Annotated in this window: 16 protein-coding genes; 5 read left to right on the forward strand and 11 right to left on the reverse strand. The window is 62.1% G+C overall.

Annotation, left to right across the window (positions count from 1 at the left end; translation table 11 throughout):
- Positions 1 to 161 precede the first annotated feature (161 nt).
- From FW789_RS19640 to FW789_RS19650, 3 genes are read right to left on the reverse strand one after another with little or no spacing between them, the layout of a single operon-like run.
- Positions 162 to 1616 (reverse strand): AdeC/AdeK/OprM family multidrug efflux complex outer membrane factor, encoded by a 1455-nt coding sequence (locus FW789_RS19640; protein WP_446431915.1) that lies wholly within the window; start codon positions 1614 to 1616, stop codon positions 162 to 164.
- Positions 1613 to 4765 (reverse strand): multidrug efflux RND transporter permease subunit TtgB, encoded by a 3153-nt coding sequence (ttgB, locus tag FW789_RS19645; protein WP_103438429.1) that lies wholly within the window; start codon positions 4763 to 4765, stop codon positions 1613 to 1615. The genes FW789_RS19640 and ttgB overlap by 4 nt, the downstream gene beginning before the upstream one ends.
- Positions 4766 to 4768: 3 nt before the next feature.
- Positions 4769 to 5923 (reverse strand): efflux RND transporter periplasmic adaptor subunit, encoded by a 1155-nt coding sequence (locus FW789_RS19650; protein WP_103438428.1) that lies wholly within the window; start codon positions 5921 to 5923, stop codon positions 4769 to 4771.
- 257 nt (positions 5924 to 6180) lie between these two features.
- Here FW789_RS19650 and FW789_RS19655 point away from each other — a divergent pair, with 257 nt between their 5' ends.
- Positions 6181 to 6813, forward strand: a complete 633-nt coding sequence (locus FW789_RS19655) for a TetR family transcriptional regulator (protein ID WP_101321929.1) — start codon at positions 6181 to 6183, stop codon at positions 6811 to 6813.
- A gap of 70 nt (positions 6814 to 6883) precedes the next feature.
- On the opposite strand, the gene FW789_RS19660 is transcribed toward FW789_RS19655, so the two are convergent.
- Positions 6884 to 8335 (reverse strand): MDR family MFS transporter, encoded by a 1452-nt coding sequence (locus tag FW789_RS19660; protein WP_446431916.1) that lies wholly within the window; start codon positions 8333 to 8335, stop codon positions 6884 to 6886.
- 368 nt (positions 8336 to 8703) lie between these two features.
- Here FW789_RS19660 and FW789_RS19665 point away from each other — a divergent pair, with 368 nt between their 5' ends.
- A complete protein-coding gene (locus tag FW789_RS19665; RefSeq protein ID WP_101321928.1) occupies positions 8704 to 9573 on the forward strand; it encodes an isocitrate lyase/PEP mutase family protein in 870 nt (289 codons plus the stop codon).
- Between the two features lie 6 nt (positions 9574 to 9579).
- Here FW789_RS19665 and FW789_RS19670 read toward each other — a convergent pair whose 3' ends face one another.
- On the reverse strand, positions 9580 to 10452 hold the full coding sequence (locus FW789_RS19670) for a LysR substrate-binding domain-containing protein (protein ID WP_446431917.1): 873 nt from the start codon (positions 10450 to 10452) through the stop codon (positions 9580 to 9582).
- Between the two features lie 113 nt (positions 10453 to 10565).
- On the opposite strand from FW789_RS19670, the gene FW789_RS19675 reads away from it, so the two are divergent.
- Positions 10566 to 12203 (forward strand): 5-guanidino-2-oxopentanoate decarboxylase, encoded by a 1638-nt coding sequence (locus FW789_RS19675; protein ID WP_446431918.1) that lies wholly within the window; start codon positions 10566 to 10568, stop codon positions 12201 to 12203.
- A 12-nt stretch (positions 12204 to 12215) separates the two neighbouring features.
- Here FW789_RS19675 and FW789_RS19680 read toward each other — a convergent pair whose 3' ends face one another.
- Positions 12216 to 13127, reverse strand: coding sequence for an AraC family transcriptional regulator (locus FW789_RS19680; RefSeq protein WP_103438424.1), 912 nt, complete (start codon positions 13125 to 13127; stop codon positions 12216 to 12218).
- A 202-nt stretch (positions 13128 to 13329) separates the two neighbouring features.
- Here FW789_RS19680 and FW789_RS19685 point away from each other — a divergent pair, with 202 nt between their 5' ends.
- Both FW789_RS19685 and FW789_RS19690 read left to right on the forward strand, forming a co-directional pair.
- Positions 13330 to 13626, forward strand: a complete 297-nt coding sequence (locus FW789_RS19685) for an antibiotic biosynthesis monooxygenase family protein (RefSeq protein ID WP_101321924.1) — start codon at positions 13330 to 13332, stop codon at positions 13624 to 13626.
- Positions 13627 to 13668: 42 nt separating this feature from the next.
- Positions 13669 to 13902 (forward strand): hypothetical protein, encoded by a 234-nt coding sequence (locus FW789_RS19690; RefSeq protein ID WP_103438422.1) that lies wholly within the window; start codon positions 13669 to 13671, stop codon positions 13900 to 13902.
- Here FW789_RS19690 and FW789_RS19695 read toward each other — a convergent pair whose 3' ends face one another.
- From FW789_RS19695 to FW789_RS19715, 5 genes are all read right to left on the reverse strand, one after another.
- Positions 13903 to 14514 (reverse strand): flavin reductase family protein, encoded by a 612-nt coding sequence (locus tag FW789_RS19695; RefSeq protein ID WP_207073227.1) that lies wholly within the window; start codon positions 14512 to 14514, stop codon positions 13903 to 13905.
- Between the two features lie 107 nt (positions 14515 to 14621).
- Positions 14622 to 14948 carry a hypothetical protein gene (locus tag FW789_RS19700; protein ID WP_446431919.1) on the reverse strand — a complete coding sequence of 109 codons (327 nt, stop codon included), beginning with the start codon at positions 14946 to 14948 and terminating at the stop codon, positions 14622 to 14624.
- 309 nt (positions 14949 to 15257) lie between these two features.
- A complete protein-coding gene (locus tag FW789_RS19705) occupies positions 15258 to 16577 on the reverse strand; it encodes an MFS transporter (protein WP_181088832.1) in 1320 nt (439 codons plus the stop codon).
- Positions 16578 to 16845: 268 nt separating this feature from the next.
- Complete coding sequence (locus FW789_RS19710; protein ID WP_207073229.1) at positions 16846 to 18180, reverse strand: sigma-54-dependent transcriptional regulator; 1335 nt, start codon at positions 18178 to 18180, stop codon at positions 16846 to 16848.
- Entirely contained in the window at positions 18174 to 19931 is a 1758-nt protein-coding gene (locus tag FW789_RS19715) for an ATP-binding protein (RefSeq protein WP_446431920.1), read from the reverse strand. Before FW789_RS19715 ends, FW789_RS19710 begins: the two co-directional genes overlap by 7 nt.
- Position 19932 lies beyond the last annotated feature (1 nt).

Below are 19932 nucleotides of genomic sequence, written 5' to 3' on the forward strand. Positions count from 1 at the left end.
GCGCGTAGCGGGCCCGGCGATCTGTGGTGGTTGCACGATCTCTGGGGCCGCTGCGCGACCCTTTCGCGACACAAGGCCGCTCCTACGGGGACCGCGTCGCAGTGGCGTCCGCGCATAAAAAAGCCCACCGCGAGGGTGGGCTTGTTGCAGTGCCTTGGCGATCAGCCTTTAGGCGATTTCAGCGACGCCTGCTGGTTGGCCTCGCCGGTGCGCTCGTACCAGCCGCCTCCCAGCGCCTTGTACAGATTGACCTCGCTTGTCAGCTGCGACAGCCGATCGCTGATCAACGCCTGCTGGGCGCTGAACAGGTTGCGTTGGGCATCGAGGAAGGTCAGGTTGCTGTCGATCCCGATGCGGTAGCGGCGTTCGGCCAGGCGGTAGTAATCCTGGTTGGCTGCAACCAGATCGCGCTGCGCCTGCAACTGCTCTTCAAACGTCTTGCGTGCGGCCAGGCCATCCGAGACTTCCTGGAAGGCAGTCTGGATGGTCTTTTCGTAACGCGCGATATTGATGTCCTTCTGGATTTTCGAGTAATCCAGGCTGGCGCGCAGGCTGCCGGCGTTGAAGATCGGCAGGTTGATCTGCGGCTGGAACAGCCAGGTACCCGAACCACCGCTGAACAGCCCGCTCATGTCCGGGCTGAGGGTGCCGGCATTGGCGGTCAGGCTGATGCTCGGGAAGAACGCTGCGCGGGCGGCGCCGATATTGGCGTTGGCCGCCTTGAGCAGATGCTCGGCTTCCTGGATGTCCGGCCGGCGCTGCAGCAGATCGGACGGCAGACCCGCTGGCACTTCGGCCAACTGATCAGCGTCGAGCTTGAGCGGTGTCGGCAGGTTGGCTGGGATGCCGGTACCGAGTAGCACGGTCAGGCTGTTGAGGTCCTGGGCGACCAGCCGTTGGTACTGCGCAAGCTTGACCCGGGCGCCTTCGACCGCGGTCCGCGCCTGGCTCAGATCAAGCGCCGAAGCCACGCCAACCTCATTGCTGCGACGGGTCAGGTTGAAGCTCTGGTCGTAGGTCTTGAGGGTTTCTTCGGTCAGCTTCAGCAGCGCCTGATCGGCCTGCCAGGTGTAATAGGCATTGGCCACGCTGGCGACCAGCGCGATCTGCGTCGAGCGCCGCGCCTGCTCGCTGGAGAGGTAAGTCTCCAACGCCTGCTCGCTGAGGCTGCGCACGCGACCAAACAGGTCCAGCTCGTAGGCGCTGACGCCAACGGTGGCCGAGTACTGGCTGGTAATGCCGGCTTGGCCGGTTTGCGACATGTCGGCAGGGACGCGCTGACGGCTACCGCTGCCAGTCGCCGACACTGCCGGGAACAAGTCGGCACGCTGGATGCGGTACTGCGCACGGTAGGCGTCGATATTCAACGCAGCAACGCGCAGGTCACGGTTGTTCACCAGCGACGTCTGGATTAGCTGTTGCAGCGCCGGATCGGTGTAGAACTGGCGCCAGCCTTGCTCGGCCGCCGCCACTTCTGCCGATTCGGTCGGCGAGTAGGCAGGGCCTTGCGGCCACTGCGCTGCCACCGGAGCATCTGGGGTTTCATAATCAGGAATCAGCGAGCAGCCGCTGAGAATCAGCGCGGTGACTGCCAGGGACAGCAAAGACTTGGTCATTGCCCAGCCTCGATACGTGGAGTTTCAGGGGTGGCGTCGGCTTCCGGCTTTTTGCTGCCGAACAGCGACGACACTGCGACGAAGAACAACGGTACCCAGAAGATGGCCAGCACGGTCGCACTGATCATGCCGCCGATCACACCGGTACCAATGGCGTGCTGGCTACCCGAGCCTGCGCCGCTGGCGATGGTCAACGGTACCACGCCGAGGATGAACGCCAGCGAGGTCATGATGATCGGGCGCAGACGCATGCGGCACGCTTCGATGGTCGCGTCGTACAGGCTCTTGCCTTGTTCATGCAGCTCTTTGGCGAATTCGACGATGAGGATCGCGTTCTTCGCCGCCAGGCCGATGGTGGTCAACAGGCCAACCAGGAAGTACACATCGTTGGACAACCCGCGCAGGCTGGTGGCAACCAGTGCACCGATGATACCCAGCGGTACTACCAGCACGACCGCGATTGGGATCGACCAGCTTTCGTACAACGCTGCCAGGCAGAGGAACACGAACAGCAGCGACAGGGCGAACAAGGCTGGCATCTGCGAACCGGAGAGTTTCTCCTCGTAGGACATACCCGTCCACGAGTAGCCAATGCCGGTAGGCAGTTCGCCGGCAATGCGCTCGACCTCAGCCATGGCTTCACCAGTACTGTAGCCAGGTGCCGGTGCACCCAGAACTTCGACCGCTTCCACGCCGTTGTAACGCGACAGTTTTGGCGAACCGAACGACCACTCACCCGTGGCGAAGGAAGAGAACGGCACCATCTCGCCCTGGCTGTTGCGCACATACCACTTCTTCAGGTCTTCAGGGTTCATCCGCGCACTGGCGTCGCCCTGAATGTAGACCTTCTTGACCCGACCGCGGTCGATGAAGTCGTTGACGTAGCTGCCGCCCAGAGCGATCGACAAGGTGCTGTTGATATCAGAGATGGTCACGCCCAACGCGCTGGCGCGCTCGTCATCGACAATCAGCTGGTACTGCGGCTCATCGTTCAGGCCGTTAGGGCGCACCTGAGTGAGGACCTTGCTCTGCGCCGCCTTGGCCAGGAACTGGTTGCGCGCTTCCATGAGTTTTTCGTGGCCAAGACCGGCACGGTCCTGCAGGAACACGTCAAAGCCGGTGGCGTTACCCAGCTCCAGTACCGCAGGCGGGGCAAAGGCAAACACCATCGCATCACGGAAGGTGAAGAAGTGCTGCTGAGCCCGGCCAGCGAGGCCGAACACGCTGTTTTCAGCCGTACGCTCACCCCATGGTTTGAGCATGATGAAGGCCATACCCGAGCTCTGCCCACGGCCGGCGAAGTTGAAGCCGGTAACGGTGAATACCGACGACACGGTGTCGGCCTCGTCCTTGAGCAGGTACTCACGCATCTGGTCAACGACGGCCTGGGTGCGCTCGGCACTGGAACCGGCCGGGGTTTGTACCTGGGCAAACAATACGCCCTGGTCTTCTTCAGGCAGGAACGCCGTCGGGATGCGCATGAACAGGTAGATCATGCCGACGATGATCAGGGCGTAAGCGAGCAGGAATGGCGCCTTGTTGCGCAGAATGGTGCCGACGCTACGCTCGTAGCCCTGCACACTGCGGTCGAAGTTGCGGTTGAACCAGCCGAAGAAGCCACGCTTGGCGACATGGTGTTCGCCCTTTTTCACCGGCTTGAGCATGGTGGCGCACAAGGCCGGGGTGAAGATCAACGCGACCAGTACCGACAGGCCCATGGCCGAGACGATGGTGATCGAGAACTGCCGGTAGATCACACCGGTAGAGCCGCCGAAGAAGGCCATTGGCAGCAGTACCGCCGACAGCACCAGGGCAATACCGACCAGCGCACCCTGGATCTGCTCCATCGAACGTTTGGTCGCCTCCTTGGGCGGTAGTCCCTCTTCGGACATCACCCGCTCGACGTTCTCCACCACAACGATGGCGTCGTCTACCAGCAAGCCGATGGCCAGAACCATGGCGAACATGGTCAGGGTGTTGATGCTGAAGCCGGCTGCGGCGAGGATGCCGAAGGTGCCGAGCAATACCACCGGCACCGTCATGGTGGTGATCACTGTGGCGCGGAAATTCTGCAGGAACAGGTACATCACCAGGAACACCAGCACCACCGCTTCGATCAGGGTGTGAATAACCCCGCTGATCGACTCGGTCACCACCGGCGTGGTGTCATAAGGGAACACCGCTTTCATCCCAGGCGGGAAGAACGGCTCGAGGTCGCTGATGGTCTTGCGCAGCGCCTTGGCGGTATCCAGGGCGTTGGCGCCGGTGGCCAGTTTGACCGCCAGGCCCGAAGCCGGCTTGCCGTTGAACTGGGCGCTTACCGAATAGTTCTCGCCGCCCAGACCGACCTTGGCGACATCGCCCAGGCGCACCTGGGAACCGTCCTTGTTGACCTTGAGCAGGATCTTCTCGAACTGCTCGGCAGTCTGCAGGCGGGTCTTGCCGATGATGGTGGCGTTGAGCTGAGTGCCCGGCAGTGCTGGCAGGCCGCCCAGCTGACCGCTGGAAACCTGCACGTTCTGCGCGGAGACTGCGGTGCGCACGTCGACCGGGGTCAGCTGGAATTTGTTCAGCTTGGCCGGATCGAGCCAGATACGCATGGCGTACTGGGCGCCGAACACCTGGAAGTCACCCACACCCGCGGTGCGCGAAACCGGATCCTGCATGTTCGAGACGATGTAGTTGGCCAAGTCATCCTTGGTCATGCTGCCGTCCTCGGACACCAAGCCGATCACCATCAGGAAGTTCTTCACTGCCTTGGTCACGCGGATACCCTGTTGCTGCACTTCTTGCGGCAGCAGCGGGGTGGCCAGGTTGAGCTTGTTCTGCACCTGCACCTGCGCGGTATCAGCGTTGGTGCCCTGCTCGAAGGTGGCGGTAATGGTCATGCTGCCGTCGGAGTTGCTCTCCGACTGCACATAGCGCAGGTTGTCGATACCGTTGAGCTGCTGCTCGATCACCTGGACCACGGTGTCCTGCACGGTTTGCGCCGAGGCACCCGGGTAGCTCACGGCAATCGCGATGGCAGGCGGGGCAATGCTTGGGTACTGGTTGATCGGCAGCTTGAGGATCGACAAGGCGCCGACCAGCATGATCACCAGAGCAATCACCCATGCGAAGATCGGGCGATCGATAAAGAACTTCGACATGGTTTACTCCGCTTTGGCGTCAGCTTTCGCCGCGTTGGCCTGGTTGGGGTTAGCCGCAGACTTGACGTTGGTCGCTTCGCTGACCTTGACCTCGACGCCAGGACGCACGTACTGCAGGCCTTCGGTGATCAGACGGTCGCCCGGGTTGAGGCCTTCCTCGATCAGCCAGTCGCTACCCAGAGTCCGGCTGGCCTTGAGCTCGCGCAGTTCGACCTTGTTGTCCTTGTTCACGACCAGTGCCGTAGGCGTGCCCTTCAGGTCGCGGGTGACGCCTTGCTGCGGCGCCAGGATGGCATTGGCGGCGACCCCAGACTGCAGGCGGGCGTGGACGAACATGCCCGGCAGCAGGGTATGGTCGGGGTTGGGGAACACAGCCCGCAGGACCACCGAACCGGTGGTTTCGTCGACCGATACCTCGGAGAATTCCAGGCGGCCTTTTTGCGCGAAGGTGCTGCCATCTTCCAGAATCAGCTCGACCTGAGCAGCATTCTCACCAGATTTCTGCAGTTGCCCACTGGCCAGCTCGCGGCGCAGCTTGAGCAGCTCTGCGGTGGACTGGGTGACGTCGACGTAGACCGGATCAAGCTGTTGAATAGTGGCCATGGCGTCGGCCTGGCCATTGCTCACCAAAGCACCTTCGGTGAACGCCGAGCGACCGATACGGCCGCTGATCGGCGCCAGCACCTTGGTGTAGCGCAGGTCGATCTGGGCACTCTTGAGCGTTGCTTCAGCCTGCAATCGTTTGGCATTGGCATCGTCGTATTCCTGTTTGGATACGGCCTGCTCATCGATCAGCTGCTTGTAGCGATCGGCCAGCGAGCGGGTCGCTTGCACGTTGGCCTGGGCGTTGGCCAGGGTCGCTTCGTAAACAGAAGGGTCGATCTGATAGAGCTGCTGGCCTTCCTTGACGTCGCTGCCTTCTTTGAACAGGCGCTTGAGGATGATGCCATTGACCTGCGGGCGCACTTCGGCAACGCGGAAGGCAGTGGTGCGCCCCGGCAGTTCCGAGGTCAGGGTGAAGGCTTGCGGTTGCAGGGTTACAACGCCGACCTGAGGAGCCTGCGGTGCAGGCGCGGCTTCTTCTTTCTTGCAGCCACTGAGCAGGGTTGCCAGGGCGACGGCGGAAACCAGGGCTGTGACAGCTGGCTTGAATTGCATGAGGATCCTCGGGTCGCTAGAGCTGGGAGATGCTCAAGAGTAATGGAAGAGTCTGGTCAGAATAAATCATTCGGCTGGATAAGTAGCTTACTAACGAATATACTTACATTCATGGTTGTTTGTAAATAGTCATTTGTAGCGGTCTGTTGCCACGGCGCAGATACAGAATTGTGTTGAGAAGCGCCCATCTAGAGGTGTTCCACGCAGTCCACCCGAGCGCAGATCATGCGCTGGGATCTTGATGAGGTTGAGCTGCCATGGTCCGTCGAACCAAAGAGGAAGCCCAGGAAACCCGCGCCCAGATCGTTGCGGCTGCGGAGCGAGCTTTCTATAAACGCGGGGTTGCGCGCACTACCCTGGCTGATATTGCGCAGCAGGCGGGGGTCACTCGTGGGGCGATCTACTGGCATTTCAGCAACAAGGCTGAGCTGGTCCAGGCGCTGCTCGACAGTGTGCATGAGAGCCACGATCACCTGGCCCGTGCCAGCGAGAGTGAGGATGAGCTCGACCCACTCGGTTGCATGCGCACACTGCTGTTGCAGGTGCTCAACGACCTGGTGTTGGACGCGCGAACCCGGCGTATCAATGAAATCCTGCATCACAAGTGCGAGTTCACCGATGAAATGTGTGAGATCCGCCAGCAGCGTCAGGGCGCCATCGCCGATTGCCATCAAAGCATCGTGCTGGCGCTGGGCAATGCAGTACGGCGCGAACAGTTGCCTGCCGACCTATTGGTCGACCATGCTGCGGTAGCGATTTTTGCCTACATCGACGGTCTGATCGGCCGCTGGTTGTTGCTGCCAGACAGCTTCGATCTGCTGGGCAATGCCGAACGCTGGGTGGACACGGGCCTGGACATGCTGCGCCTGAGCCCGGCCTTGCGCAAATAAGACTTTGTGAAGGATTGTGCGCGAGCTTGTGAGACACGGATTAACCGGCGATTAACAGCCGCGCGCGGGTTCAATGCCCGCGCAGTTGTCGGTCGGGCAATGCCACTGCGGCAATCAGACCCAGCAGCGCAACGGCGGCACTGCCCATCAGCAGATAGCTGAAGGTCTGCAGCAACTGCGCCTGGTGCAGCGGGTCGGCCGCTCCCGTCTGCACATTCGCCAGCAATGGATTGCCCAGCAACTCAATCCCACCCATATGCAGCAATGCCAGCAGCACGCTGGACATGCACGCCACACCCACCGCGCCGCCCAACGAGCGGAACAGGTTGGTAGTGCTGGTCACCACGCCGATATCCTGTGCCTGCACTGCACTCTGGCTGGCCACCAGCGACGTCGGAAACTGCAGGCCGCCAGCAACCCCGACCAGGATCATTGCCAGCGCACTGAGCAGCGCTGAGTCAGGTGGAGTCAGCGCCATTACCAGGATTGCCATAGGCATCAACACGGCGCCGGCGAGGATCTGCGGCTTGTAGCGACCAGTACGGCTGGTCAGCCGACCGCCGCAAAATGCCCCCAGCGGCAGGCCGATAGCCAGCGGCAGGAGGTGTAGCGCAGCGCTGTCGGCGCTGGCGCCGGTAATGCTCTGAAAGCGCAGCGGCATCAGCATGGTCAGCGAGATCGACTGGAAGCTGGCAAAGAAGATCACCCCCCAACTGGCAAGCGCGACGCGGTTTCCGAACAGCTTGAGCGGCAGCAGCGGCTCGGCGCAGCGGCGTTCCTGAACGATCAACAGCAGCAGACCCAGGCTGGCGCAGCCGAACAAAGCCACTACCGGCGTCGACAGCCAGGCATGCCCTTGGCCGATCAGGGTGATGCCCAGCAGCAGGCTGCCCAGGCCGACGATCAGCAGCAGTGCCCCCAGATAATCCACCTTCGCCGCGCGATGGCGGCTCGGCATGCCGTTCAGCGCTCGACCGATGACCCACAGCGCCAGCAGCCCCAGCGGCAGATTGATCCAGAACACCCAGTGCCACGACAAGTAAGCGGTCAAGCCGCCGCCAAGGACCGGCCCGGCCACGCTGGCCAGGGCGTACATGCTGCTGAAATAACCTTGATACTTGCCGCGATCGCGCGGTGCCACGTAATCACCAATGATCGCCTGGCTTACCGAGACCATGCCGCCGGCGCCGATGCCCTGCAGCACCCTGGCCAGGATCAACTGCTCGATATTCTGCGCGAGTGCACAGAACACCGAGGCCAGGGTGAACAGCGCGGTGCCGGTGAGGATCATCCTTCGGCGCCCGTACAGGTCACCCAGCTTGCCGTAGATCGGCACCGCAACCGTCATCGCTACCATATACCCGGCAATCACCCAGGCCAGCAGCTCGACTTCATTGAACTGCGCCGAGATCGCCGGCAGCGACACGGCAACGATGGTCTGGTCGAGGGCACCAAGAAAGATCGCCAGCATCAGGGCGGTCAGCACGCGGCGAAGGGCAGCAGGAGGGAGTGCGGCAGTCACGGTCATACCTTGTATGAAAATGTCCAAGTCAGGGCCATCAGGCGCAAGCCAAGTGTAACCTGACTTAGGTAGCTTCCTATCCAGTATGTGCATCACCTATGCACGATCGGCATACGCGCTTTCGACCGAACCGAAGTGGCTGCGTGATATCGTGGCGGAGCCGCAGTGGCTGATTACGGGGCTTTGCACCAGCATGGTGCAGCAAATGGTCGCAGTATTCCGCGCCGCTGTAGCCCACGCCTTTTATTCCTCTGCCTGCATGTCGAGCATGACCGCCCAGATGGCGACGGTTGGAACGGGTCAGGTAGACCCCACATTCAAGGGTCGGTTTTCAGCCAGTTCAATTACAAGTTTATTGCGGAGTGATCATGCCCAGGGCTTCCCACCAGGATTTACGTTTTGCCTTCCGCGAGCTGCTCGCTTCCGGTTCGTGCTTCCACACAGCTTCCGTGTTTGACCCCATGTCGGCGCGCATCGCGGCAGACCTGGGCTTTGAGGTGGGTATTCTCGGTGGTTCGGTCGCCTCCCTGCAGGTGCTGGCTGCGCCTGACTTTGCCTTGATCACCCTGAGCGAGTTCGTCGAACAAGCCACCCGCATCGGCCGCGTTGCGCAACTGCCGGTCATGGCCGACGCCGACCATGGTTATGGCAATGCCCTCAACGTCATGCGCACCGTGATCGAACTCGAGCGCGCCGGCGTGGCGGCATTGACCATTGAAGACACGCTGCTGCCGGCTCAGTTCGGGCGCAAGTCCACCGACCTGATCTCGGTCGACGAAGGCGTCGGCAAGATCCGCGCGGCCCTCGAAGCCCGGGTCGATTCGTCGCTGTCGATCATCGCGCGGACCAACGCCGGCGTACTCAGCACCGAAGAGATCATTGTCCGTACCCAGAGCTACCAGAAGGCCGGTGCCGACGCGATCTGCATGGTCGGGGTCAAGGACTTCGACCACCTCGAGCAGATCTCCGAGCACCTCAGCGTGCCGTTGATGCTGGTGACTTACGGCAACCCGAACCTGGGCGATGACGAGCGTCTGGCGCGCTTGGGCGTGCGCATCGTGGTCGATGGCCATGCCGCCTACTTTGCTGCGATCAAGGCCACCTACGATTGCCTGCGCCTGCAGCGTGGCCAGCAGAACAAGTCGGAAAACCTCAGCGCTACCGAGCTCTCGCACACCTATACCCAGCCGGAGGACTACATCCGCTGGGCCAAGGAATACATGAGCGTCGAGGAGTAACCGCGGCTATTGCCTGGCGCGTGTTTGCAGCCACTTTAGCAACTCGATCAGTCCCGCAGGCATTGGCCTGTCCGGGCTGGTCAGATAATAGCTGCTGCCGGTGCTCACCTTTAGGTCAAACGGCATGCACAAGCGCCCTTCGCGCAGATCATCGGCAATCAATGCCCAGTCGCCAATCGCCGCCCCGGTACCTTGCGCAGCCATCGCCATGGCCATGTCCAGCGTCTCGAAATGCTGGCGTCGGCCATGCACCTCGGTCGAGCCTGCCGTCGCTAACCACAGGCGCCAGTCGTGTTCGTCGCGGGACGGGTGCAGCAGCATGTGTGCAGGCAGGTCGGCAAGTTGCTGTAGGGGCAAATTACCCTTCAACAGCGAAGGCGCGCAGACCGGCGTAAGCTGCTCATCAAACAGTTTTCGCGTGTGCGGGCCAGGCTCGGGTGCAGGTCCGTAGAGCACCGCAGCATCGAACTCCTCATGCTGAAAGTCGACCCCGTGCTGGACCGAACTGGTGACTTCGACCGGGATGTCCGGGCGCAGCGCCTGCCACTCGATCAAGCGTGGCAACAGCCAGCGCATTACACAGGTCGGCGCCTTGATCTGCAGCACTGCACTGCGCACGGCGACTTCGCGCACCCCCTGTTCGAGCATCGCGAACATCTGCTGTACCCGCGGCAACCAGTCCTGACCCTCGCGGGTCAGGCGCAGGCCGCGTGCCTGACGAACGAACAAGGCATAGCCCAAATGCGCCTCGAGCCCGGCGATCTGCCGACTCACCGCGCCTTGACTGATATTCAACTGCTGGCCGGCGTGGGTGAAGTTGCAATGCTGCGCGGTGATCAGAAAAGTCTGCAGGGCTGACAGGGGAGGGAGTCGATTCATCGTGTGCAGCCATGTTCTGAGGTCATGGCTAGTATGTGTTTTTTTGCATTGTGACGATAGCGGCCCCGCGGTTTCAATACGCTCATTATTTGAACAACAACGGGTATCGGACGATGGCAACCTGTGGCGAAGTGCTGGTCAAACTCCTCGAAGGCTATGGCGTCGACCATGCCTTCGGCATCCCCGGCGTGCATACCGTCGAGCTTTACCGCGGCCTGGCGGGCTCCACGATTCGCCACATCACCCCGCGTCATGAGCAAGGCGCCGGGTTCATGGCCGACGGTTATGCACGCACGCGCGGCGTGCCTGGCGTGTGCTTCATCATCACTGGCCCAGGCATGACCAACATCACCACCGCCATGGGCCAGGCATTTGCCGATTCGATTCCGATGCTGGTGATTTCCAGTGTGCAGTCGCGCAATGCCCTGGGCGGCGGGCGCGGCAAGCTGCACGAGTTGCCCGATCAGCGCGGGCTGGTGGCTGGAGTCAGCGCATTTTCGCAAACCCTGATGAGCGCCGATGACTTGCCGCAGGTGCTGGCGCGGGCGTTCGCCGTGTTCGATGGCGCCCGGCCACGGCCTGTGCATATCGAGATCCCGCTGGATGTGCTGGTCGAGCCGGCCGATCATTTGTTGCCAGGCCGACCGATCCGGGTCAGCCGCGCAGCAGCGGCGCCGACCACCGTTGTGCAGATGGCAACACGTCTGGCCCAGGCGCAACGGCCATTGATCCTTGCCGGTGGCGGTGCGCTCGCAGCCGGCGCGGCCTTGGCCGCACTGGCGGAGCATCTGCAGGCGCCGGTAGCTTTGACCATCAATGCCAAAGGTCTAATGCCTGCAGACCATCCCTTGCAGATTGGTTCGACCCAGTCGCTGCCCGTTACCCGCGAACTGATCGGCGAAGCCGATGTTGTGCTGGCGATTGGCACTGAGCTGGCAGAAACCGACTACGACGTGACCTTCCAGGGTGGTTTCAAGATTCCCGGCAGCCTGCTGCGGATCGACATCGATCCGGACCAGACTGTGCGCAACTATTTGCCGGAGCTTGCCTTGGTGGCCGATGCCGAGCAGGCCGCGCAGGCCTTGCTGGCTGCAGTGCAGCAGCAGCCAGCACCGCAGCGTCAAGCCAGTTGGGGCACCGCTCGGGCCGCGCGACTGCGCCAGGCCGTGGCGGCCAGCTGGGATCAGCCCAGCTTGAGCCAGACCCGCTTGCTCAAGACATTGTTGCAGACGCTGCCAGAGGTGGTGCTGGTCGGTGACTCAACCCAGCCGGTCTACACCGGTAATCTGACTCTGGACATGCCTGCGCCGCGCCGCTGGTTCAATGCCTCGACCGGCTACGGCACGCTTGGATATGCGTTGCCAGCAGCGATGGGGGCCTGGCTGGGCAGCTCGGCGGTGATCAAGCAACGCGCGCCAGTGGTCTGCTTGATTGGCGATGGTGGCCTGCAGTTCACCCTGCCGGAACTGGCCAGCGCGGTGGAGGCGCAGGTGCCGCTGATTATCCTGCTGTGGAATAACCATGGCTATGAAGAGATCAAGAAGTACATGCTCAACCGCGATATCAAACCGGTCGGGGTAGATATCCATACCCCAGACTTCATCGCCGTGGCGCAGGGCCTGGGCGCGGCCGCCGAGCAGGTCAACGACGTCGCACAGTTGCAGGCGGCGTTGGCCCGCGCCGTCGAACGCAACAAGCCCACGCTGCTGCAGGTCGATCAGGCGCAGTGGCAGCAGGCCGTGCACGATTGATTCGGGCAGTGCTCAGCTGGCGCTGGCGCGTAACCGGGCGACATCGCGAATCGGCGGCGCACCATACAGCCGGCTGTATTCGCGGCTGAACTGCGACGGGCTTTCATAGCCGACACGGTAGCCCGCCACCGCCGCCTCGATACCATCATTGAGCATCAGCCGGCGCGCCTCCTGCAGGCGCAGCTGTTTTTGATATTGCAGCGGGCTCATCGAGGTCACGGCCTTGAAGCGGTGGTGCAGTGTCGAGGTGCTCAGGTTGACCTCGCGGGCCAGCTCGTCGATACGCAGCGGCTGTTGATAATGCCGGTTGAGCCAGGCGATGGCCTGGCACACGCGATGGGTCTGGCTGTTGGACAGGGCGATTTCATACAGCCGATAGCCCTGCGGGCCGCGCAGTACTCGATACAGCAGCTCGCGCCGCACCAGCGGCGCCAGTACTGGAATATCGCGTGGTGAATCGAGCAGCCGTACCAGCCGCAGCAGGGCATCGAGCAGCTCGCCATCGCTGCGCTCGACGAACAGGCCACGGCCCGACGGTTGGCTGGGCACCAGCATCGGCCCGCTCTCGGCAATCAACTGGCTGATCTCGGCAGGGTCCAGGTCCAGGCGCAGGCCCAGGCAAGGATTGTCCGGGCTGGCATCCAGGCTGGCGCCGGTGATTGGCAGGGTTACCGACACCACCATGTAATGCAGTGGGTCGTAGGTGTAGCTTTCATCACCCAGAAACAGCGTCTTGCTACCTTGGGCCAGAATGCACAATGCAGGCTGCGCCAGGGTCGGCATTGCGCGCAGGTTTTCCTCGTAACGACTGAGGTATAGCGCGTCGATCGCCGACGGCCCGCCTCCGGCATGGCGCAGGATCAACCCGGCGAGTTCCTCGCGGAGGGCTTCAAGTGTGGGGTCCAGTGGCGATGGGGTGGTCATGACGGGTTTCCTCTGCTGAGGGGAGCAGGATAGGTTTGGGCAAGCTCGGGTGCTAGTCGAATGCTGTCGGTCGCTTGCCTGATCCTGCCGCGGCGCAGGATCAGGCAAGCGGCTCGCAGTAATGACCTAACGGTGCAGGTCAAGCGGAGCATAGCCTTGGTTGCCTGGATCTTCCGTCTGGCCTGTTTCAAGGAGCGCATTCATGACACCACGTCAACCGGTCACCCATTTGGCTTTTATCCGTGCCAGCAACGGCCGCTCGTCCGAGCTCGGCGCGCGTCTGCGGGACCTGCTCGAACCGTCGCTGCGCATGCCCGGCTGCCTGAGCTTCAGCGTGCAGCGATCGCAGGCCGATGACGACCTGTGGCTGCTCAGCGGCAGTTGGCACGATCAGCAGGCAATGACTGGCTACTTCGCCTCGGCCAATCTCGACCTGCTCGGCGAGCTGGTGCAGGCGCAGGTGCTGGCAAGCCTGGATCTGCATACCTTCAGCGAGTGATCAGCAGGTTACAATGCCGCCTTTTCGACAAGGAAACGCAGCATGGCACGTAGAGAATTTGCCCAGTTTGAAGCGGTTTCAGCGATGGTCCCGGTTGAGGGCGGTGGTTATCACGCTGCCATTGCGGTCAAGGCGCTCGCCGGGATGGGTACGCCGCGTTTTCACAAGGTGCTTGATGGCCAGCTGTTCAAGGGCGCAATCGCGGCCGATGAGGCCGCTTGCGCCGAGCTCGAACGCTTGCAGGGCGTGAACGAAGAGGGCGAGCTGATCTGGTGATCAGCCATCGTTGCGCGGCCGCGCCATCTTGAACAGATTGCCCAGCTCGAAGTAATCCTGCGGGCCACCACCGCGCAGAATCGGCTCACCGGCGGCGGTGTCGTAGATGCCGTCCTTGAGCAGGTGCTCGGCGATGTGTACAGCCACCACCTCGCCAAGGATCAGCCAGCTGGGTACCAGTTCCTGATCGGCGCGCTTGAGCTGGATGATCTGGCTCACCTTGCATTCGAACGCCACCGGGCTTTCGCCCACTCGCGGTACACCGACGATGCGCGATGCCGTCGGCGTCAGCCCGCTCAGGACAAACTCGTCGACATCGGCTGCAACCGCAGCGCAGCTCTGGTTCATCTGCTCGGCCAACGGTCGGGTGGCCAGGTTCCAGACGAATTCGCCGGTCTGTTCGATGTTGTTCAGGCTGTCTTTGCGGCCAACACTGCAGAAGCCGATGATCGGCGGAATGTAGTTGAAAGCGTTGAAGAAGCTGTAGGGCGCCAGGTTGAGCCGGCCCTTGCTGTCGTGCGAGGAGATCCAGCCAATCGGCCGCGGGCCGACGATGGCGTTGAAGGGATCGTGGGGCAGGCCGTGGCCTTTTGCAGGTTCGTAGTAGTACATCTGATCAGGGCCGCTCTGGGATGGACAAGATGCCTAGTGTGCCGGTTCTGCGCGCTGCTGCAAATGATCAAGCCCGGCAAGGCCGGGCTGGGTGCTCGCAGCAGGGCTTAGCTGAAGCGATGACCTTTGGTGTTGTCGAAGCCGTCTTCTGCAAAGCGTGCGCCGTTGGTGCGGTCGAAGCCGTCTTCTGCAAAGCGTGCGCCGTTGGTGCGGTCGAAGCCGTCTTCGGCGAAGCGTGCGCCGTTGGTGCGGTCGAAGCCGTCTTCTGCGAAGCGTGCGCCGTTGGTGCGGTCAAAACCATCCTCTGCGTACGTTGCCGATTGAGCGCTGGCGGCAGCAAAGGAATGAGCACTGGTACGGTCGAAGCCATCTTCAGCGAAAGCGCCGGTAGCCAGGACGGAAAGGGCGAAGGCGAGAATCAGTTTGTTTTTCATGGTTGGTTGCTCCGGTAGGTTTCAGGTTGTTTTGTTTCCATGAATCAGATGCTACTCCGATTAATTTGATGAAAAAGCGCAAAAATATGCACATTTGAATCGTCTTAATCGATGTATTGTTATGCGATTGGCACCGCTTGCAGGCTTGTGCCCGTGGCAGGTTTGAGTGATTGGTCAGCTTGTGCAGACTAGGTGTCTGAGATTAATGAGGAATTAACAGGCTGAAACTGGCGCGAAGACATTGAACGGTGAAAATGAAAAAGGGCGCACCGATTACCGGTACGCCCTTTCTGGATTGCCGCTGCGGGATCAGTCAGTGGTGATCCGTGAGTGGGTCTTGGTGTCTTTCATGGTCGCGTACACCAGCAAGGAGCAGGCGATACAGGCGGTGACGTACCAGTAGTAGCCGCTTTCCATGCCGGCGCTCTTGAACCACAGGGCGACGTATTCAGCGGTACCGCCGAAGATCGATACAGTCAGCGCGTACGGCAGGCCAACGCCCAGCGCACGGATCTCGGTCGGGAACAGCTCGGCTTTGACCACGGCGTTGATCGAGGTGTAGCCACTAACGATGATCAGCGCCGCCATGATCAGGAAGAACGCGCCCCACCAGGTCTGGATGGTGTGCAGGGTGGTCAGGATCGGCACCGTGAAGATCGTCCCCAGTACGCCGAAGGCGATCAGGATCGGGCGTCGGCCGATCTTGTCCGACAGCCCGCCGATCACGGGTTGCAGGCACATGAACAGGAACAACGTAGCGGCCGAGATGGTGGTCGAGTCGCTGATGCTCATGCCCACTGTGTTGACCAGGTACTTCTGCATGTAGGTGGTGTAGGTGTAGAAGGCCAGGGTGCCGCCCATGGTCAGGCCAACCACGGTCAGTAGCTCCTTGGGATGGCGCATCAGGGTGCGCATCAGGCTTTCTTTGGACTTCTCTTTCTTGGTGAACGACGCGGTTTCTTCCATACCGCGACGCAGGTACAGCGCAACCACTGCACACAGCGCGCCGATCACGAACGGCACACGCCAGCCCCACGAGTACAGTTGCTCGGTGGTCAGGGTCTGCTGCAGAACGATCAACACCGCCAGGGCAATCAACTGGCCGGAAATCAACGTCACGTACTGGAAGCTGGAGAAGAAGCCACGACGCTCCTTGCTGGCCATTTCGCTAAGGTAGGTAGCGGAGGTGCCGTATTCACCGCCTACCGACAGGCCCTGCAGCAAACGTGCAAGAACCAACAGGATGGGGGCCGCGACGCCGATGGTTTCATAACCTGGGGTCAGCGCAATCACCAGCGAACCTGCGCACATCAGCAGTACCGACGCCATCAGCGCCGCCTTGCGGCCCTTGCGGTCGGCGTAGATGCCCATCAACCAGCCGCCGATCGGGCGCATGAGGAAGCCCACGGCGAAGATCGCAGCGGTATTGAGCAATTGTGCAGTGGTGTCGCCGGCAGGGAAGAAGGCCTTGGCGAAGTACAGCGAGAATGCGGCGTATACGTACCAGTCATACCACTCGACCATGTTGCCGATCGACCCGCTGAAGATCGACTTGAGGCGGCTGGCGGTGGTTTTTTCGGCGGCCGGCGCTGTGGCCGCCCCGGTTGGCAGGGAGGTGGCGTTATCCATCGGAGGTAACCTTCTCGTTGTTTTTGTGGAGCACGCCGGAGCGCTGCTTGAGAAGGGGTAGTGCAGGAGGTGTGCCAGTTAGAATTTTGGGGCTGCTTTGCAGCCCTTTCGCGACGCAAGGCCGCACCTACAGACGGCGGCGCCAGAAGGCTTGTGGCTTTTCTGTAGAGCGGCCTTGCGTCGCGAAAGGGCTGCAGAGCAGCCCCCGATCTCACTCGGAATAGGCAGATTCACGCCTACCCATAGCAGCCAATAAGCAAGATTCCGCCTATCTGCGCTCGAGAAAATCCTCCCGCACCAGCCCATGCCGTTGCATCTTCTCGTTGAGCGTGCGTCGCGGCAGTTGCAACGCCTCCATCACTGCCTTGATCTCACCTCCAGACTGGCGCAGCGCCGCCCGCAAACACTGTGCTTCGAATGCCTCTATCTGCTCAGCCAGCGACGGGCCAACGGCATCGCCTTCAGGCCCGCTCGACCCCAGCCCCAGGGCATGCCGTTCAGCGGCGTTGGCCAGCTCGCGGACATTGCCTGGCCAGTCATGGCTGAGCAACTGCGCCAATTGCACGCTGGTCAATGGCGGCACACTGCGTTGCAAGCGTTCGGCCGCAGTCCGGGCAAAATAGTCGAACAGCAGCGGAATATCTTCACGCCGCTCGCGCAGCGGCGCCAGGCGCAGTTCAGCCACGTTCAGGCGGTAGGCAAGGTCTTCGCGAAAACGCCCGGCGCGGGCTTCTGCGAGGAGGTCCGGCTTGGTTGCGGCAATGATGCGCAGGTCGACGCTGATGCTCTGGTTGGCGCCCAGGCGTTCGAGTTTCTGCTCCTGGATCACCCGCAACAGCTTGGCCTGCTGGGCCACCGGCATGCTTTCGATCTCGTCGAGAAACAACGTGCCGCCGTTGGCATATTCCAGCTTGCCGATGCGTTTGCCTTGAGCGCCGGTGAAGGCGCCGCTCTCATGGCCGAACAACTCGGCCTCAAACAACGCTTCGGGGATTGCCGCGCAGTTGAGCGCGACAAATGGCTTGGCCGCGCGCGGGCCAAAATCATGCAGGCAGCGGGCGACCCGCTCCTTGCCGCTGCCGGTTTCGCCGCGCAGCAGCACGTTGACCGGCAGGTTGGCCAGGTCGAGTACTTGTCGGCGCAGCTGCTGCAGGCCCTGGGACATCCCCAGCAGGGTGGTTTCCAGGCGCGCCTTGAGGTCGGCCTGCTCATGCAGGCGGCGGTTCTCCAGCACCAACTGGCGTTTTTCCAGGGCGCGGCGCAGGCTGCCGAGCAGATGCTGCGGGGTGAACGGTTTTTCCAGAAAGTCATAGGCGCCGTTGCGCATGGCCTCGACCGCCATTGGTACATCACCGTGGCCGGTCAGGAGAATCACCGGCAAGTCCGGGTCGCGTGCCTGCAGCTCGGCCAGCAGTTGCAGGCCGTCCATGCCGGGCATGCGCACATCGCTGATGATCACCCCGGGGAAGTGCTCGGGCAGTTGCGCCAGGCACTCATCGGCGCGCGCGAACAGTTGCACGGCAAAGCCTGACAGGCCCAGCCACTGTTCCACCGCGCTGCGGATGCTTGCTTCGTCATCGACGACTATTACTGAGTTCAACATGCGGGCTCCTGGTCACGCGGCAGTATCAGGCTGAAGCGAGCGCCGCCGGGCAGATTGTCGACCTGTAGCTGGCCGCCGGCTTCGCGGACGATGCCATAGGAAATGGCCAGGCCCAGGCCAAGCCCTTCGCCCACCGGTTTGGTGGTGAAAAACGGATCGAAGACTTTGGCCAGGTCGGCTGAGTCGATCCCGCCACCGGAATCAAGCACGCTCAGGTGCCAGTCATTGGCGTGGTTCTCGATGCGAATCTCCAGCCGTTTGTAGCGTTTGTCGGCCATCGCATCGAGGGCATTGTGCAGCAGATTGATCAGCACCTGCTCAAGGCGAATGGCATCGCCGCGCACCCACGCTGGGCGAGCCAGGTACAGCGCTACTTCGACCTCTTCGCTGCGGATGCGGGTATCCAGCAAGTGCAGCGCCTGATCGACCACCGTAGCCAGATCCAGCCGTTCGCGCAGGCCGCCAGGGCTGTTGCGGGCGAAGGTTTTCAGGTGGCTGGTGAGCGCTGCCATGCGCGAGAGCATCTGCTCCAGCGGCTCTAGCGCCTGGCGCGCTTCCTCATGGCGGCCGTGGTCGAGCAACAGCCGCAGGGTTTCCAGTTGCATGCGCTGGGTGGTCAACGGCTGGTTGATCTCGTGCGCCAGCGCCGCGGACATCTGCCCCAGGGCGGCCAGCTTGGCCGATTGCACCAGGCCCTCCTGGGCCGTGCGCAATTGCCGGGTGCGCTCTTCGACCTGACGCTTGAGCGCCTCGCGGCTGCGCTGACGCAAACGGGCGAGGCGCAGGCGCTGGCTGACGAACAGGATCGCGAACACCAGACTCAGCCAGATGGCTGCAGCTGCCAGCCCGGCATTGCGCACGTCTTCGCTGACCTGCGGCTTGCGCAGCAAATGCAGGGTCCAGCCCTCGCTGGGCAATGGCAGGCTCTGCCACAGGTATTCGACCGGGCCGTCAGGGCCTTGCACCCGGCTCAGTTGGCTGTGTTCGTCGAAGCGGGTCAGTGCCTGGTGTTGCAACGCCAGCAGTGGCTGCTTGTCGTACTGGCGGGTAGCAGCCAGTTCGGCGCGGTCAGCTCCGGACAGCGGGGTCAGTTCGCGGTAACGCCAGCCGTCCTGATTGGCGATGAAGATGATCCCGCGGGCATCGCTGACCAGCAGCACATCGCTGCCCTGACGCCACTCGCGCTCAAGCTCGGGAAACTCCAGCTTGACCACCATCGCACCGAGGAAGCGCCCTTGCAGGTCCTTGACTGCGCTGGACAGGAAATAGCCCGGGATACCACTGGTGACGCCGACAGCGTAGAAACGCCCGCTGCCCTGGCTACGGGTCTGTTTGAAATACGGCCTGAAACCATAGTTGGAGCCGACGTAGGTGTTTGGCAGGCGCCAGTTGCTGGCCGCCACAGCCAGGCCGCTCTGATCGAGCAATTCCAGGGTCGATGAGTTGGCCGCGCCGTTGATCCGCTCCAGCTTGATATTGAGCGCATGCTGAACCGCCGGCTCGATCGGCCCTGCCAGCGCGGCGATCAGCTCCGGGTCCAACGCCAGCACTGCAGGCAGGGCGCGATAGCGTTCGATCAGGGTGTGCAGCGAGTTGGCATACAGGCCCAGTTGCTGCGCCGCACGCTGGGCGTCGGTCTGCATCGAATGGCGTTTTGCGTGATGCATCGCCCAGCCAGCACTGAGGGCAGTGCCGAGCAGGATCAGCAGCACGACCAGGCCCAGACGCAAGGCTCGAAACGTAGAAGGCATG

The organism is Pseudomonas sp. 1121_17 (assembly GCF_052850745.1).